At 68.1% G+C, this 16,817-nt stretch carries 15 protein-coding genes; 7 read left to right on the top strand and 8 right to left on the bottom strand.

Going from position 1 to position 16,817, the window contains the following annotated elements:
- Positions 1-5: 5 nt before the first annotated feature.
- A complete protein-coding gene (gene queF, locus K307_RS27780) occupies positions 6-839 on the top strand; it encodes an NADPH-dependent 7-cyano-7-deazaguanine reductase QueF (protein WP_042884021.1) in 834 nt (277 codons plus the stop codon).
- A gap of 107 nt (positions 840-946) precedes the next feature.
- On the opposite strand, the gene K307_RS27775 is transcribed toward queF, so the two are convergent.
- Positions 947-2,323: a carbohydrate porin gene (locus tag K307_RS27775; RefSeq protein WP_155301396.1), complete on the bottom strand. Its 1,377-nt coding sequence runs from the start codon at positions 2,321-2,323 to the stop codon at positions 947-949.
- A 187-nt stretch (positions 2,324-2,510) separates the two neighbouring features.
- Here K307_RS27775 and K307_RS27770 point away from each other — a divergent pair, with 187 nt between their 5' ends.
- The 5 genes from K307_RS27770 to K307_RS27750 are packed head-to-tail and all read left to right on the top strand — an operon-like array spanning position 2,511 to position 7,819.
- The gene (locus K307_RS27770; RefSeq protein WP_042884020.1) at positions 2,511-3,215 is read left to right on the top strand and encodes a TetR/AcrR family transcriptional regulator; all 705 of its coding nucleotides are present in this window, start codon (positions 2,511-2,513) and stop codon (positions 3,213-3,215) included.
- Positions 3,212-4,183, top strand: a complete 972-nt coding sequence (locus K307_RS27765; protein WP_042884019.1) for an HlyD family secretion protein — start codon at positions 3,212-3,214, stop codon at positions 4,181-4,183. Before K307_RS27770 ends, K307_RS27765 begins: the two co-directional genes overlap by 4 nt.
- On the top strand, positions 4,180-5,160 hold the full coding sequence (locus K307_RS27760; RefSeq protein WP_042884018.1) for an ABC transporter ATP-binding protein: 981 nt from the start codon (positions 4,180-4,182) through the stop codon (positions 5,158-5,160). Before K307_RS27765 ends, K307_RS27760 begins: the two co-directional genes overlap by 4 nt.
- Positions 5,157-6,320: an ABC transporter permease gene (locus tag K307_RS27755; RefSeq protein ID WP_042884017.1), complete on the top strand. Its 1,164-nt coding sequence runs from the start codon at positions 5,157-5,159 to the stop codon at positions 6,318-6,320. Before K307_RS27760 ends, K307_RS27755 begins: the two co-directional genes overlap by 4 nt.
- Positions 6,321-6,331: 11 nt before the next feature.
- Positions 6,332-7,819: an efflux transporter outer membrane subunit gene (locus tag K307_RS27750; protein ID WP_042884016.1), complete on the top strand. Its 1,488-nt coding sequence runs from the start codon at positions 6,332-6,334 to the stop codon at positions 7,817-7,819.
- Between the two features lie 7 nt (positions 7,820-7,826).
- Here K307_RS27750 and K307_RS27745 read toward each other — a convergent pair whose 3' ends face one another.
- The 6 genes from K307_RS27745 to K307_RS27720 are packed head-to-tail and all read right to left on the bottom strand — an operon-like array spanning position 7,827 to position 14,285.
- On the bottom strand, positions 7,827-11,069 hold the full coding sequence (locus K307_RS27745) for a pilus assembly protein (protein WP_042884015.1): 3,243 nt from the start codon (positions 11,067-11,069) through the stop codon (positions 7,827-7,829).
- 49 nt (positions 11,070-11,118) lie between these two features.
- The gene (locus tag K307_RS27740; protein ID WP_042884014.1) at positions 11,119-11,685 is read right to left on the bottom strand and encodes a PilX N-terminal domain-containing pilus assembly protein; all 567 of its coding nucleotides are present in this window, start codon (positions 11,683-11,685) and stop codon (positions 11,119-11,121) included.
- Between the two features lie 23 nt (positions 11,686-11,708).
- On the bottom strand, positions 11,709-12,755 hold the full coding sequence (locus K307_RS27735) for a PilW family protein (RefSeq protein ID WP_042884013.1): 1,047 nt from the start codon (positions 12,753-12,755) through the stop codon (positions 11,709-11,711).
- On the bottom strand, positions 12,752-13,372 hold the full coding sequence (gene pilV / locus K307_RS27730) for a type IV pilus modification protein PilV (protein ID WP_051975205.1): 621 nt from the start codon (positions 13,370-13,372) through the stop codon (positions 12,752-12,754). Before pilV ends, K307_RS27735 begins: the two co-directional genes overlap by 4 nt.
- Positions 13,369-13,863 carry a GspH/FimT family pseudopilin gene (locus K307_RS27725; RefSeq protein WP_042884012.1) on the bottom strand — a complete coding sequence of 165 codons (495 nt, stop codon included), beginning with the start codon at positions 13,861-13,863 and terminating at the stop codon, positions 13,369-13,371. Before K307_RS27725 ends, pilV begins: the two co-directional genes overlap by 4 nt.
- A gap of 2 nt (positions 13,864-13,865) precedes the next feature.
- A complete protein-coding gene (locus K307_RS27720; protein ID WP_042887483.1) occupies positions 13,866-14,285 on the bottom strand; it encodes a type IV pilin protein in 420 nt (139 codons plus the stop codon).
- Between the two features lie 440 nt (positions 14,286-14,725).
- Between K307_RS27720 and K307_RS27715 the strand changes: the two genes are divergently transcribed.
- A complete protein-coding gene (locus K307_RS27715; protein WP_042884011.1) occupies positions 14,726-15,634 on the top strand; it encodes a MurR/RpiR family transcriptional regulator in 909 nt (302 codons plus the stop codon).
- A gap of 16 nt (positions 15,635-15,650) precedes the next feature.
- Here the strand turns inward: K307_RS27715 and K307_RS27710 are convergent, their stop codons facing one another.
- Positions 15,651-16,607, bottom strand: a complete 957-nt coding sequence (locus K307_RS27710) for a glutamate/aspartate ABC transporter substrate-binding protein (RefSeq protein WP_080745252.1) — start codon at positions 16,605-16,607, stop codon at positions 15,651-15,653.
- Positions 16,608-16,817: the final 210 nt, after the last annotated feature.

The raw sequence follows: 16,817 nt of genomic DNA, 5'->3' as shown, positions 1-16,817 counted from the left end.
GCCCCATGAGCCTCCCTGAACATTCGCCGCTGGGCAAGCCCTCGGCCTACAAGACCGAATACGACGCCTCGCTGCTGTTCCCGATCCCGCGCCAGCCCAAGCGCACCGAGATCGGCCTGCCTGAAGGCAAACCGGTGCCGTTCTTCGGCGTCGATATCTGGAATGCGTACGAGCTGTCGTGGCTGAACCTGAAGGGCAAGCCGCAGGTGGCGCTGGCCACCTTCATCATCCCGTCGGACACGCCCAATATCATCGAGTCCAAGTCGTTCAAGCTTTACCTGAACTCGTTCAACCAGTCGAAGATCGCGTCGTCCGAGGCGTTGCAGCAGCTGCTGCACCATGACCTGTCCGAGGCCACTGGCGGTACCGTGCAGGTGCGGCTGGTGACCGAGGCCGACCTGGGCAAGCAGCAGATGGGTGAACTCGACGGGCTGCTGCTGGACCGGCTCGATATCGAGGTGGACCGCTACGAGCCGGCGCCCGAGCTGCTGCGCGCCGACCAGGAAGAAACGCCGGTGGAGGAAACGCTGGTGTCGCACTTGCTGAAGTCCAATTGCCTGGTGACCGGGCAGCCGGACTGGGGCAGCGTGCAGATCCGCTATGTGGGGGCACCGATCAACCAGGAAGGGTTGCTGAAGTACCTGATCTCGTTCCGCAACCACAACGAGTTCCACGAGCAGTGCGTGGAGCGGATCTTCATGGACGTGATACGCCAGTGCAAGCCGGTGAAGCTGGCGGTGTATGCGCGTTATACGCGGCGGGGCGGGCTGGATATCAATCCGTTCCGGACCAACTTCAATACGGCGTGGCCGGATAACAAGCGGAATGCGCGGCAGTAACGGCTGACGTTGACCGCCTGCCGGTTTGCTCCCCTCTCCCGCAAGCGGGAGAGGGAACCGGTCAGCAGGAGTTGGGAAGATATCGCTGAATGCCAGCGCCCTACCCCTCAAAACTCCCCGTGAAAGCGCACCCCAAAAAACTTCACCGGCCCCCGATCGCGGTTGTACCCCGGATTGCGCACGAACTGAAAATCCGGACTGATGCTCAGGTACTTCACCGGCTGGAAGCTGTAGTAGATCTCCAGGATCTGCTCCGGCCCATAGCGCAGCGCACCGTCCCCGAGGAATGCCCCCTGCCCGCCCGCGGCCAGGTAGTTGCGATGGTGGGGCCCCAGCATATTGATCGCCACCGCCACGCCCAGCGCATCGCGCGCCCGTGCCCACGCATCGCCCTTCAGCACGCCACCCACCGACACCTGCCGGCCGATCTCGGTAAAGGCATAAGTCTCGGTCTTGTCGTCCGACAAGCTGGCGCGCGCAAACATCCCCAGTGAATCGGTGACCTGCTGCAACAGCGTCACGCCCACGCCGCTCTTGGCGTGCTCGCGCCGCACGTCGGCGACGTCGGGCGTGGTGTTGGTGGCGATGCCGAACTGGATCGCATCGTTGAACGCGCCCATGCGCGCCTTGTTGCGGAACCAGAGCAGGCGTGCGGTGCCGGGGCGGCCCGCCAGCGCATAGCGCTTTTCCAGTTCGATGATGTCGCCGTAGTGCTGGAACATGCGCGTGTCCAGCTCCAGCCCGTTGGACTCCAGCGGCTGCAAATAGCGCCCGATGCGCGCCGACCAGCCGTCGCCGATGTACTCCAGCGCCAGGCCCCAGCTATAGCCGCGCGCATCGGCCGGATAGTCGAACGCACCGTGCGTCATGAACGCCCAGTTCATGAACTGCGTGCGCGGGTCCGAACCGAACTCGTTCTGGTCGAACACATCGAGCACGCCGAAATTGCCCGCCGTCAGCACCACCCGCTGCCGGTCGACGGTGCGCGCGAACTGGTTGAAGTCCGCTTCCAGCGTTTCGCTGCCGCCGCCCATGCCCCATGTCTGCTGGACAAACGCGCGCGCCCGGTAGAACACCGGGCTGGTGCTGGCTGCCTTGCCGAGCTCGCCGTTGGACAAGCCGCCCAGGCCGTGCAATCCGGAGAACGGTACCCCTTGCGTCACCTCCGGGTTGAAGTGGAATTCCGCACCGCGCCACAGCTTCAGTCCCAAGTCCAGCGTCGCGCTGAAGGAATAGCTTTTGGCCCGTTCGGTGCCAAGGCTGTTCGGGCCGGAATAGGCCGCATCGAAGGCCGGCTTGCGCTGCCAGATATAGGTGGACTGTCCGTGGAAGGCAAAGGGGCTTTCCGCATCGGCCGGATCCGGGGCGGGCTCCGCTTGCTGTGCCGTCGCCGGCACGCAGGCGCACCAGGCCAGCGCGGCCAGCCAGCGACGGAAACGGAGCAGTCGGCGCGAGGAGGCGGTGGCAAGTGGCGGGAACGGCATCGACAAGGGAAAGGGCTGAAAAGATGTGCCGGAGGCGGCGCGCTCCGGCGCTCGCAGCATAGCCAAGCGTCCATGACATGTCTACCGGCCGCGGGTGTGCTCAAAGGCCGACGTTGTAACCGCCCTTGAATTAATTAACTCAACAATTAATATTCCGTCGACACCGCCCACGCACTCATTTGCCCCCATGCCGCGCCAACCCGCCAAACCGAAACCTTCCGCCCGCCGCAGCCCCGGCCGCCCGGCCGCGGGCCAGCCCGGCCAGCGCGAACGCATCCTCGATGCGGCCACCGAGCTGTTCTCGCGCCAGGGCGTGGCCGGCACGCCGGTCAAGGCGATCGCCGCGCAGGCCGGCGTGACGCCGGCGCTGGTCCACTACTACTTCAGCGACCGGGAGTTGCTGCTCGACGCCGTGACCGAGGAAAAGCTGCAGCCGCTGATCGCCGGCGTCTTCGCCACCGCAGGCGGCGACGCAGAGCCGCTGGCGATGCTGATCGGCCTAGCCAGCGCGCTGATCCGCGCCGCGGCCGCCACGCCGTGGTTTCCCGGCCTGTGGATCCGCGAAGTCGCCAGCGCCGACGGCGCCCTGCGCGAGCGCGTGCTGGACCGCTTTGCGCTGCAGCGCGTCGGCGCACTGAGCGCTCCGCTGGCGGCGGCGATCGCGCGCGGGCAACTCAACAGTGGACTGGAGCCGGTGCTGCTGATGCCGTCGCTGGTCGGCCTGACGCTGCTGCCGCTGGCCACCGCGCATATCTGGCGGCGGCTGCCCGGCGCCGAGGCGATCGATACCGACGCGCTGGTGCGCCATGTATCCGCGCTGCTGACGCACGGCCTGGCACCCGTGCCCGCCGCAAGCGCCCGCAAGCCCAGGCATTCCCCGGAGTCACCATGAAGTACGCACACAACAAACGCCCCCTGCCGGGGCTGGCGGCAGCGTTTGCCGCGCTGCTCGTTGCCGGTTGCGGCAATGGCCGCACCGATGCCTGGCAAGGCTATGTCGAAGGCGAGTTCGTCAGCGTGGCATCGCCCTTTGCCGGGCGCCTCGACACGCTGTCGGTCCAGCGCGGCCAGCAGGTCAGCCAGGGCGCCGCGCTGTTCGTGCTCGAATCCGACGACGAGCGCGCCGCGCGGCAGCAGGCCGAAGACCAGCTGCGCGCGGCCGAAGCCCAGCTGCAAGACATGAAGACCGGCAAGCGCCCGGTGGAAGTCGACGTCAGCCGCGCCCAGCTGGCGCAGGCGCAGGCCCAGGCGCAGCGCAGTGCCGTGGCCTTGCGGCGCGACGAGCGCCAGTACGAGATCGGAGGCATCGCGCAGGCGCAACTCGACGAATCGCGCGCACAGGCCCGCAGCGACGCCGCGCGCGTGCGCGAGCTGCAGCGCGATATCGACGTGGCACGCCTGCCCGGGCGCGACGCACAACAGGCCGCGCAGGCCGCGCAGGTGGCGGCCGCGCGCGCGGCACTGGCGCAGGCGGACTGGAAGCTGTCGCGCAAGACGGTCGCCGCCACGCAGGCGGGCCTGGTCTATGACACGCCCTACCGGCTGGGCGAGTGGGTGCCGGCCGGCAGCCCGGTGGTGCGCATGCTGCCGCCGGGCAACGTCAAGGTGCGCTTCTACGTGCCCGAAACCGTGGTTGGCGCGCTGCGCAATGGCCAGGCGGTGCAGGTGCGCTGCGACGGCTGCGCCGCGCCCGTGGCCGCCAGCATCACCTATGTGGCCAACGAGGCCGAATACACGCCGCCGGTGATCTACAGCAACGAGACCCGCAACAAGCTGGTGTTCCTGGTCGAAGCGCGCCCGTCGGCGGCCGACGCGGCCAAGCTGCGGCCGGGCCAGCCCGTGGAAGTGGTGCGGCAATGAACACCTCAGCCAACCCAACCGCCAACGGCCGGCCAGCCGAACTCGCCATCGACGTGCGTGGCCTGAACAAGCACTTCGGCGACAAGCACGTGGTCAACGACCTCAGCCTGCAGGTCGCGCGCGGCGAGATCTTCGGCTTCCTCGGCCCCAACGGCAGCGGCAAGACCACCTCGATCCGCATGATGTGCGGGCTGCTGACGCCCGACTCCGGCGCGGGCACCTGCCTGGGCTACGACATTCTGCGCGAGGCTGACGAGATCAAGCGCCGCGTCGGCTATATGACGCAGAAGTTCTCGTACTGGGACGACCTGTCGATCCGCGAGAACCTGGACTTCGTCGCCCGCGTCTACGGCATGCCAAACCGGCGCGAGGCGGTCGACCGCGCGCTCGAGGACCTGGGCCTGGCCACGCGTTCGGCGCAGTTGGCCGGTGCGCTGTCGGGGGGCTGGAAGCAGCGGCTGGCGCTGGCGGCCTGCCTGCTGCACGAGCCCGAACTGCTGCTGCTTGACGAACCGACCGCCGGCGTCGACCCCAAGGCGCGGCGCGACTTCTGGGAGCAGCTGCACCAGCTCGCCGCGCGCGGCATCTCGGTGCTGGTCAGCACGCACTACATGGACGAGGCCGAGCGCTGCCACAAGCTTGCCTATATCGCCTACGGCAAGCTGCTGGCGCAGGGCACCGCCGATCACGTGGTGGCCAGCCAGCAACTGTCGACCTGGAGCGTGGAAGGCGACGACCTCGCCACGCTGTCGGAGCAACTGCAGGGCGCGCCGGGCGTGGAGCAAACCGTGGTCTTCGGCACCGCGCTGCATGTGACCGGGCGCGATGCGCAGGCGCTGGGCGATACGCTGTCGCGCCTCGCCGGCCCCGGGCGGCGCATAGCGCAGACCCAGACCAGCCTGGAAGACGTTTTCATCCACATGATGAGTCGTGCTGAGGACAACATGGGCACTCGCAAGCCGAAGGAGGCGAAATGAACCCCGCCGCCCGCAAACCCGCGACCAACCGCCGCTTCTCCTTCGAGCGCTGGTGGAGCATCGTGCTAAAGGAATTCCTGCAGTTGCGCCGCGACCGCGTCACCTTCGGCATGATTATCGGACTGCCGATCATGCAGCTGCTGCTGTTCGGCTTTGCCATCAACACCGACCCGCGCCACCTGCCGACCGCCGTGATCGCCGCGGACCAGAGCGAATTCACGCGCTCGTTCATTGCCAGCATGGAGAACTCGACCTACTTCAGGCTGGTCGGCACGCTGCCCGACGAACACGCCGGGCGCGAGGCGCTGATGAAGGGCGACGTGCAATTCGTCGTCAGCATCCCGCCCGATTTCACGCGCCGGCTGCTGCGCGGCGAGCGCCCCGCGCTGCTGGTCGAGGCCGATGCCACCGACCCCTCCGCCACCGGCCAGGCCATCGCCGCGCTGTCGCAGCTGCCCTACCGCGTGGCCAGCCAGGACCTGAAGGGAGCGCTGGCGCCGCTGGCGGGCGGCAAGCCGCCGTTCGACGTGCAGGTGCAGCGGCTGTACAACCCGGAAGGCCTCACGCAATACAACATCATCCCCGGCCTGATGGGCGTGATCCTGACGATGACGATGGTGATGATGACCGGGCTGGCCATGACGCGAGAACGCGAGCGCGGCACCATGGAGAACCTGCTCGCCACGCCGGTACGGCCGCTCGAAGTGATGACCGGCAAGATCGTGCCGTATATCTTCATCGGGCTGATCCAGTCGACCATCGTGCTGCTGGCCGCGCGCTGGGTCTTCGGCGTGCCGTTCGTGGGCTCTGTGCTGGCGGTGTACCTGGCGTCGCTGCTGTTTATCGCGGCCAACCTCACGGTGGGCATCACGCTGTCGTCGCTGGCACAGAACCAACTGCAGGCGATGCAGCTCACCTTCTTCTACTTCCTGCCCAACATCCTGCTGTCGGGCTTTATGTTCCCGTTCGCCGGCATGCCCGGCTGGGCGCAGGGCATCGGCAACATCCTGCCGATGACGTATTTCCACCGCATGGTGCGCGGCATCCTGCTCAAGGGCAACGGCTGGGTCGAGCTGTGGCCCAACGTGTGGCCGATGGCGCTGTTCATCGTGGTGGTGATGGCGATCGCGGTGCGTTTCTACCGCCGCACGCTGGATTGAAGGAGCTCGCCATGTCTCGACTGACACCTGTGTTCGCCGCCGCCGCGCTATTGTGCGGCTGCGCTGTGGGACCGGATTTCCACGCCCCCGCGCCACCGGATGACTCCGGCTATGTGCCGGGCCCGCAACCGGTGGCAACGGTTGCGGCCGACACCGCGGACGCGCCCGGCCAGGCCCACGCGCAGACGCTGGCCGCCGGCGCCGACGTGCCGGCGCAGTGGTGGTCGCTGTTCCGCAGCCCGGCGCTGGACGCCACCATCCGCACCGCGCTCGACGCCAGTCCCACGCTCGCCCAGGCCCGCGCCAGGTTGCGCGAAGCGCAGGAGAACCTGGCCGCGCGAACCGGGGCCACACGCTGGCCAGCTGTCGACGCAAAGCTCAATACCACGCGCCAGCAGGTGGATTTCCAGTCGCTGGGCATCACCGCGATTCCCAGCCCCGGCCCGTTCACGCTGTATGGCGCCACGGTGCAGGTGTCCTACGTGCTCGACCTGTTCGGCGGCCAGCGGCGCGAACTGGAGGGATTGCAGGCGGCGGTGGACTACCAGCGCTACGAACTCGAAGCAGCGCGCCTGGCACTGGCCGCCAACGTCGCCACCGCGGCGATCCGCGAAGCGGGCTTGCGCGCGCAGCTGGCCGATACCGTTGCGGTCGCGCAAGCCCAGCAGCGCCAGCTCGGCATCACCGAAGAACGCCTGCGCACTGGCGGCGTGGCGCGTGTGGACGTGCAGCGCCAGCGCGCGGAACTGGCGCAGACGCAGGCGCTGGTGCCGTCATTGCAGCGACAACTGGAGACCACGCGCCACCAGCTCGCCGTCTACACCGATCAGACCCCGGCCGCTGCCACCTTGCCGGAATTCCGCCTCGACGACCTGCACCTGCCTGACACGCTGCCGGTCAGCTTGCCCGCCACGCTGGCGCGCCGCCGCCCGGATATCCGCGCGGCGGAAGCGCTGCTGCACCAGGCCTCGGCCAATATCGGCGTGGCCACCGCCAACCTCTATCCCCAGATCACACTGAGCGCCAGCGGCGGCACCCAGGCCACCGCCGCGCGTGACCTGTTCAGCAGCCTCAATGTATGGAGCCTCGCCGCGGGCCTGGTGCAGCCGGTGTTCCGCGGCGGTGAATTGCAGGCACGCAGGCGCGCGGCGGAGGCGGCTTATGAGCAGTCGCTGGCCGCGTACCGGCAAGCCGTGTTGCAGGGATTGCAGAACGTGGCCGACTCACTCCGCGCACTCGAAGCCGACGCCGCCGCGCTGCGCGAACGCGCCGACAGCGCACGCCAGGCGCGCGACACGCTGACGGTGGTGTCGGAGCAGTACCAGCTGGGCGGCGTCAGCCAACTGACGGTGCTGGATGCGGAACGGCAATCGCGCCAGGCTTCGCTGGAACTGGCGCAGGCGCGCGCCGACCGGCTGGCGGATTCGGCGGCGTTGCTGCAGGCGTTGGGGGGTGGGTGGTGGCAGGAAGAAAACGGCGCCGTGGCAGCGGCGCCGTGACTGCGCCCTACTGCTTGTCCACCTGCGTGTACCAGTAAGTCCGCTTGCGCTTGCCGATCCCCGGCGGCGAGATCTTCTGCGCACCGAGCGACGAGGTATTGTCGCCACCGCCCGGCCCGTTCTGGTTGCCGCCGCCGATCAGCACCGGCACGTTGCTGGTGTTGCCCTGGGCATCGCTCACCGCCACCACGCCGAACACCGGCGACGGCGGCAGGCCGCCATTGTTGAACTGGACATAGCGGTTGTCGTTGAGTCCCTTGCCCGTCAGGAACGACACCGCGTAGCCCCTCGCGATACCCAGGTCCGGATAGCAGGCCCCGGGCTTGGGCACGCTGGGGGTATTGGTGCCGAAGTAGGTGTAGCCTGCCACCGTCAGCGGCGCGTTGACCACCTTCTCGCCGGTACCCAGCGTCAGGTAGAAGCCCTTGCCGGTACCCGAGTCGGCATACACCGTGGCAGTGGCGTTGAACAGGCTGCTCTCGGTCAGCGGCGTCCACGTCGCCGGCAGCCCGCCGGTGAGCGCGGTGTCCTTCAGCATGTAGAAGCGGTTGATGACGTTATAGGCCAGGCCCGCCGTATTGCTGGTGGTGTACAACGGATGCTCACGGTCGCCGCTGCCGATCATCACCGCGTCGTAGGCGCCGGTGGTGATGACGTCGGGCGGGTACATGAACTTGCGCGCATCGTTGCTGGTCTGCGCGCCGCCCAGCGAGGCGAACTTGCCCAGCGTCCAGGCCGCCGGGCTCATGCCGGTGGCGGTCTCGAAATCCAGGCGCCAGACATTGCCGCCCATGTCGCCGACATAGCCCTTGTCGATCAGGCCGTCGCCATTGCGGTCCACCACCGCGACGTCTGACGGGATGGCGCGGTTCAGGCCGGTGGGCACGGTGCAGACGGTGGCGGTGAGGCCGGTGCAATCGGCCAGCCAGGCACGTACCACGGTGCCCGTCAGCGCATCGAACACGATCACACCGCGCCCCTGCCCCGTCGCGCCGCCGCCCTGCGACGGCTCGGCGTCTTCGGCGGTGTCGTAGCCGGCGCCCATCACCACCAGCGGATTGGTGTAACCCTTGACGCGGATCACGCGCGGCTGCGACCAGGTCTGGCCCAGTTCGGCGATCTGGTTGCTGTCGGACTTCCACAGGAACTCGGGCGCCACCGGGTTGGTCACGTCCAGCGCATAGACCAGCCGCCCGCCGCGCCGCGCGGTCAGGTAGATCACCACGCGCGGATTGGCCGGATCGCGCAGGTCCTGGAACACCGTGGTGGTGCCGTCGAAGAAATAGTCGCGCGGCTTGGCGCCTGAGCCGGTCGGCGAGCCGCTTAACTGCACCTCGGGCGTATTGGTGTAGAGACGCCCGAGCTTGCCGTAGAACTCCGGCGGCACGAAGCCCCACAGCTCGCCGCCGGGGCGCACGCCGTTGATGCCGGTGGTCTGGTTGCCGTTGACCGCATGGAAGACGCCGTCATTGGCGCCGTAGAAGACCACCACGCCGGTGGTGCCGCCATAGTTGATCACCACCGGGCGCGAGTGCAGCACATCGCCGTGCACCGAGCCGCGCACCGTGACGCCGCCGCCGGGGCCTTTCTGCTGCTCGTTGCCGGCCACGGTGCTCTCACCCAGCGCCTGCACGTCGCGGCCGCGCACCCAGTTGATCAGGTTCTTCACGTCGGCAGCGCTGCTGTTCAGCGCCGTCTGCCCGGTAGTATTGGTCAGCCAGGTGTTGGCGGTATCGAACGACGCCAGGGCCTTGGTGGCGCACGCGCCCGACGGGCAGGTGTAGAGCTTGCGCGCGGCCTGGTCGGTGACGATCTGCGCGCGCAGCATTTCGCCGGCGCCGCCCTTCTCCACGATCTCGCCGTCACCGCCGGTGACGCCGGCGGCGCCGTCCGCGGAGTCCAGCGCCCCGGCCGCGCCCGAGGGGCTATTGACCCAGAAGCCCTTGGCGGGCCAGCCGGTGACGGCACTGCCGGAATAGCTGCTGCCGCTGAACGCCAGCGGCGGCTCCGCGGTCCAGAAGCTCTTGGCATTGGGCGAGATAAAGCCCGTGCCGGCATTGCTGATCGCGCTCTGCTGGTTGGGCCCGCTCGGATTCGCGTCCAGTACCACGATCTGCTTGCTGCTGTCGTAGCCGAGCTTGTATTGCTTCAGGTTGCCCATCCAGCGCGGCGCCGCGGTCGCGTCGGGACGGAACATGCCGATGTAGATCTGGTTCAGGTACGAGCCCTGCCCGTTCACGCTGACCGGCAGGCTCACCGAGGAGAACACGTTGTTGACGGCCTGCATCTCGTTGAAGATCTGCAGCAGCGCATCGACCAGCGCCTGCACGTCGCCCAGCTTCACCACGTAGCGCTTGCCGCCGCCGTTGTCGCCCATGCTGCGGGTCGACTCGACATAGTCCGGGTTCTTGTCGTCGGTGACGGCGATGGTGTAGGTGATGATGTTCTGGTTGTTCTCGACGTTGCCGTTCACGTCCGTCTGGTACATGAACCGCGCCCACTCGTCGCCCCAGTTGCTCTCGTACTTGTTGGCGGCCGAATCCAGCTTGAGCGTGGTCAGCTGCGTCGCGTTGGCCCCGGCCGCCACCAGCGCGTCCTTGGCCACGGTGCCGGTGTCTTGCGGCTTGCCGTTGTTGACGGCGTTGGCAATGTAGATGACGAAGTTCTTCTGGCAGGGGTTGGTGATCGGCGACGTGTACTGCGTGCCCGACAACCCCTTCTTGCCGGCGAAGAAGGCCCACGCCTCCTGCATGCCGGAACCGACCTGCGAGTTGTTCGAGTTGTCGGCCTGGCGGTCGATGCTCTTGATGTAATCGAGGAACTTGGTGCCGTTAGTCGCATCCATCACCGGCAACGTGTAGGGCGCCGCCGCCGGATAGCGGAACTGGCCGCCGACGTTGTTGCCGGTGCCGAACATCATCAAGCCCATGTTGATGTTGCCGGCCAGTTGCGGGTTGGTCACCAGCGTGCTGACCGCGCGGTACAGCGCGCACTGGATCGCGCCGACGTCGGTGCCGGCATTGTTGGTGCTGACCACATTCGGAATATCGCAGCCCTTGATCGTGGTGCTGGCATTCCACGTGGACGCATTGTCCAGCAGCAGCAGCACGTTGGGCTTGGTGCCGGCGTTGGTCTGCAGGCCGGTGAACAGGTCGATGTCCTCGGCGCGCGCGCCGTTCACGCCCGCAAGGGTGAGCAAGGCGATTGCGAAAGCCGCAAGGCGGCGCTGCCGGCAGGCGTTGGTCGTCATGCTGGTTCCCGTCCGATCGATAGTGAAAAGGTCGTAGTGTCCTGCGCGGTCACGGACAGGCCGAACCGGTAGGCATGCGCACCGCCACCCCCTGGTGCACGGTGGCAACGGTGCCGGTATTGGCGGCATCGTTGACCGTGGCCGCCACATCCCATTGCGTCGCATTACACAGCGAATTGCCGCCGTTATTGCCTGCAGTCACGATCCCGGTGTTCTGCACGCCGCTGCCGATCAGGCAGGACACGTCGTCGGCATCGCTCAGGTCAAGCTCGACATTCTTCATCGGCTTGCTTGTCACGCACTCCGGCTGCGCCACCTGTGCCACGTAGTCCGCCTTGCCGTCGCCGCTGACGTCCACCGGCACCGCCACCGCCGCCGGCGCCTTGGTGAAATCGTTGCTGATCACCTGCTCGATCGCCTGCTGCGCCACGTCGCGCGCTTCGGCGGTGTGCTGCTGGTTGGCGGCCACCTTCACGTTGACCAGCCCGGAATTGACCATGGCCACGGCGATCAGCAGGAACAGGACCATGAACACCAGCGTCACCACCAGCGTGACCCCGTCCTGCCTGCGGCGCAGTGGCCGGCCCTGCGGTTGGCGACCCGATAGCTTGATCATTGCTTGCTCTTTGCGGGATGAGGTCATTGCTCGCGCAGCCCGGCCACGTTGACCAGCCGCGCCACCTGGGCGTACACATGACGCTTGAAACCGTCATTGAACGGGCCGCTGGCGGCGGCGCGGCCCAGGTCGTAGGTGCGGTTGTCGGACTGGCCGCCCGACGGCTTCAGCGTGCGCGCCAGCAGGTTCACGCGTACGGTGGTGACGTTGCGCCAGTTGGCGAGCGCGTTGGTCCAGTCGTAGCCCGGCACGGTGGCGCAGGCGGCGGCGTTGTTGGCGCCGGGGTCGGCCACGTAGCAGTCAGCCGAGCCGTTGCTGTCCAGGTCAACGCCGTACTGCAGGTGCATGTCCTGCACGCCCTGCGCGACCGAGCGCGACTGGAACGCGCCGGCCACCAACTCGGCCATCTTCAGCGTGGGGATGCCATCGCCGCCGTTGCTGCAGCGGTCGCAGGCCGCCAGGTAGAAAACGCGCACCACGGCCTGGCGCAGCGCGGCCGGCTGGGCGGGATCGCAGGCCTTGGTGCGCAGGCCGAAGGCCGCCGCGGCGCTGGCGGCGAAGGCAAAGGAATCGGTGTCCTGCGGGCAGGCCGAGACCTGCAGGTAAGGCACGCCCGGCGTGGGCGCGGCCACCGGCGTGGTCGATACGCGCCGCACCACCAGCACCTCGGAGGTAGCCGCCAGGTCAGGCAGACATGGCGCCGCCACGCCGGGACCGTAGCCCGCCAGTGCCAGCGGCACGGTCGAGCCCGCCGCGGAGAAACCCAGCGCCGCCGGGTCTGCCGCGCACAGCGCGGGCCCGGCCACGGTGGCGCCGCGCGCGATGCTGCCGGCGCCGAAGAAACCCGCCAGCTCCACCTCGCGCCGGATCTGGTCCAACGCGTAGCGGCCGTTCTCCACCTGCTCGGCCGACTTGACGAACTCGGTGCGCGACAGGCTGTTGGCATAGTACAGGCTGGCCAGCGCGGTCAGCAGCATCAGGCCGATGGTGATGCCGATCATCAGCTCGACCAGCGAGACGCCGCGCTGGCGCCGCCGCAGGCGGCCGTTGGCGATGCGCAGGGTGCTCATGACACGGTCCCCAGTGTACCGATGCGGATCTGCGTGCTGACCGCGCGGCGATAGGCATCGTTGCCGTACTGGTCCTTGCCGCAGCCGAGCGCGGGCGCGCCGGTGGTGGCCAGGCCCTGCCAGGCGACGGTGACGCGATAGACCTGGTTGACGGCGTCGACGGTCTCGATGCAGCCGCGCGCACCGATCATCGCACCCACCGGCTGTGCGGCGCCGCCGCTGGCGTCCGTACGCAGCTCGGCGCTGCCCAGCAGCGCAGTGTTCCAGGCCAACAGGTCGGCATTGGCGGTGGCCTGCTGCGCCGCCGTGCCTTGCACGCAGGCCGCGGGCGGCGCCGCGGTGGTGCCCAGCAGCACGCCGTTGGCACCGTTGGCGTAGCAGGTGGCGACCTGGCGGTTGGCGTTGATGCGCGCCGCCATGTCCTGCAGCAGCGCCAGTGCCTGCACGCGCTGGTAGGACTCCATCTCGGTCTGGCCAGAGCGCGTCACCAGCCCGGCCGTGCCGAGCAGCGCGACCAGCAGGATCACCACCGCCACCAGCACCTCGATCAGCAGGAAGCCGCCCTGCTCCCGGCGGACAGGCAGACTCGGCCGCAGCCGCGAGGTTCTGTGCGTCATGTGCAGGCTCCCGTGGCCGAGGCGACGCGGCCGGTCTCGCTGACCTGCACGCAGACGCGCGAGTTGGCGGAGGTATCGCCGCTGGGCGCGACCTCGAAGGTCATCGCCGCGCCGGTAAGCCGGCCGTCGTTGCCGATGGCGAGCGCCCCGGCGGCGCTGGGGGTGATGGTCAGGCCGCTGTAGGGCCCGAAGGTGCGCACCGTGTCGGCGCCGGCGATGACCGCCCAGCCGGCGGTCCACGCGGCGCCGGTGGCGGCCAGGCTGACGGTGGCGTTGCGCTTGACCGCTTCGCTGCGCGCCAGCACCAGCGCGGACGCCAGGTCCAGCGAGGCGCCGCGCACGCGCTGGCCCGCCACCAGCGACGCGAACGACGGCGCCGCCGCGACCGCGAGGATCGCCAGCACGCTCAGCGCGCACAGCAGTTCGATCAGGGTGAAGCCGCGCGTGTCCGTGCGCTGCGGCGGCCGCATCAGTGAAGTGGCGCGCCGCATGGTCAGTTCCAGCAGTTGGTGGCGGCGCCCGACGCGGTCTTGGCGCCGGCACTGGTCAGCGTCAGCGTGCCGCAGTCGGTGTCGCCGCTGAGCTGGCTGCCCAGCGGCGTGGCCACGATGGTGTAGCCGGGCGGCGGCGCCACGGTGGGCGCTACGGTGACCTGGTAGCGTCCCGCCAGCCCGGCCGGCACGGCCATTCCGAGCGCGCCGAGGTTGGCGGCATAGGCGCGGTTGTCGACCAGGAAACGCTCCTGCGCGCCCGAGACTTCGAGCATGAAGGACTCGATCGCGGCGCGGTTCGAGCGCACGACGTAACGGCTGTAGTTGGGAATGGCGACGGCGGCGAGGATGGCGATGACCGCCACGGTGATCATCAACTCGATCAGCGTGAAGCCGCGCGCGGGCCTGCCGCGGCATGGCATGCCGCCGGCCCCCTGTGCCATCTCGATGGCACCCCTGGTGCGGAACCTGACCCGGCTCCCGCCCCCGGACGTGATTTGACCCTTGACCCGAAACGGCAGGTTGACCATCCCGCCGTGTCGCACTGCAGGGCTTCTATGTCCCATGCTCGCGCTCCGATACTCATTATGTCCCGGACGACCCATTTCCGGAGGTTATGGCGGGCAGTGTAAGTCACGACTTTTGAAGGGTGAAGAAATTTCTGATTGCGGCGCAGCAGCGTTGCGGCAATCCCACAAAAAGGGGGGGTGCGCGCATGGCAGGGCATACAGCTTTGGGCGGCGGCAGACGTTAACCGGACGCCAGTTGGACATCAAGCGGAAATCAACCGGCAGCGGGCCGGCAAGCGCGCCTTGGGGCGCACCTGTGCAACAATCGTTACAACACCGAATCCGGAGTACCCATGCCGTCCGACCACCCCACTCAGCCGCCACAAGCGCCGCCGCAGGACCTGGAGGCGCTGCTCGCACTGTTGCGCAGCAGCTTCCCCGCGCTCAGCACGCAGTTCCAGAGCGGCGCGCGCTACTTGCTCGACCATCCGCAGGAGGTGCCGGTGCTGTCGATGCGCAAGATCGCGGCCAGCGCGGGGGTACAGCCAGCCACGCTGGTGCGGCTGTCGCAGCATCTGGGCTTCGAGGGCTGGCAGGGGCTGCGCGAGCTGTTCGTCGATGCGCTGCGCGGCGGCAGCCAGCTGTACGCGCGCCGCGCGCGCAAGGTGGTGCGCGAAAGCAGCGCCAGCCGCATGCTGGGCGAAGTGCTGGACGCGCAGCACCACAACCTGGACATGATCGCCGCCAACAACGACCAGACGCTGCAGCATGCGGCGGAACTGCTGTCGCAGGCGCCGTGCGTGCATGTGGCGGGCTTTCGCGCGTGCTTCCCGATCGCGTTCACCTTCCACTACGTCTACCGGCTGTTCCGCAGCACGGTGCACCTGATCCGCGCCGAGGCCGGCACGCTGGAGATGGAGCTGCGCGGCCTCGCGCCCAAGGATGCGGTGCTGGTGGTCAGCTTCGCCCCCTACTCGCAGGAAAGCATCCGCGTGGCCGCGGCCGCGCGCGAGTGCGGCTGCAAGGTGATCGCGCTCACCGACAGCACGGTGGCGCCGATCGCGCTGGCGGCGGACTGCACGCTGCTGTTCTCGGTCGAGAGCCCGTCATTCTTCCCGTCGATCACGGCCGGCGTCGCCGTGGTCGAGGCCCTGGTCGAACAGCTGCTGGCCCGCAAGGGCAAGGGCGCGATCCGCGCGCTGGAGCAGGCCGAGGGCGAGCTGCACCGCACCGGCGCCTACGTGCCGGCCGGGCGCGGCTGAGTTCGGCTGAGCGCGATTATTCGAAGGCTTCGTCGTTGGGACTGGCGTAGGCCTTCTTCAGCGGCTCGGTCATCGGCAGCTCGAAGTTGACCTGCTTGGGCGGCACCGGCGCGGCGAACCACTTGCTGTAGAGCTTGTTGATCTCGCCGCTCCTGATCAGCCCGGTGATGGCGCCATCGACCACCTGCTTGAAGCCCGGATCGTCCTTGCGCATCATGAACGCGTAGGCCTCGAACGACTGCGGCGTGCCCACCACCGTCCATTCCGCCGGGTTCGGCGCCAGCGTGCGCGCGCCCGACAGCAGCACGTCGTCCATCATGAACGCCGCCACCCGCCCCGACTGAAGGATCAGGAACGACTCGCCATAGTCCTTGGCGCTCTGGATGGTGATATTGGCGCGCTTCTCGTCATTGAGCCGGCGCAGGATGCGCTCGGAGGTAGTGCCGGCATTGGTCACCACCGCCTTGCCCGACAGGTCGCCGAAGTCATGCACCGGGCTGCCCTTCTTCACCAGCAGCCGCGTGCCGGCGACAAAGAAGGTGGTCGAGAATGCCACCTGCTGCTGGCGCGACTTCAGGTTGGTGGTGACGCCGCATTCCAGGTCCACGGTGCCGTTCTGCACCAGCGAGATCCGGTTCTGCGAGGTCACCGGCACCATGCGCACCTGCAGGTTCGGCACGCCAGTTTCCCGCTTCACCGCATCGATCACGCGGTCGCAGATGTCCTGCGAGAAGCCGATCACCTTCTGGTTGGCGTCGTAGTAAGAGAACGGGATCGACGAGGTGCGGTGGCCGATGGCGATCGTGCCCGAGGATTTGACCTTGGCGAGCGTGGGGCTGGCGGCGACGTCGGCAGCGCGCGCAATGCTTGCGGCGCCCGCGCCAAGCGCCACCGCGGCGGCGGCGAACGGTACCAGCAACGCCCGCCGGCTCCGGGAACCACTACGCGGGCAAGTGACTTCTGCTGCTTTCATTACAGGCTCTCCTTGAGTAGCGTTCACGCGATGTGCCATTGCGAGGGGAATGCTAGCCAATGAGCAACAAGTGTTCCATCATGGATAACCATGAAACATATGTATTTCTCCCCGGCGCGGTGAAGATGCGACTCGCACCCGCGCGGGCGCGCGGCCATGGGGCAACCATGCGCCGGGAGTGTGCAAGGCACGGCACGCGGGAATGGCGGG

The organism is Cupriavidus necator A5-1 (assembly GCF_000744095.1).
In the GTDB taxonomy this organism is placed as follows: domain Bacteria; phylum Pseudomonadota; class Gammaproteobacteria; order Burkholderiales; family Burkholderiaceae; genus Cupriavidus; species Cupriavidus necator_A.
This window is presented reverse-complemented; position numbering and strand designations above follow the sequence as displayed.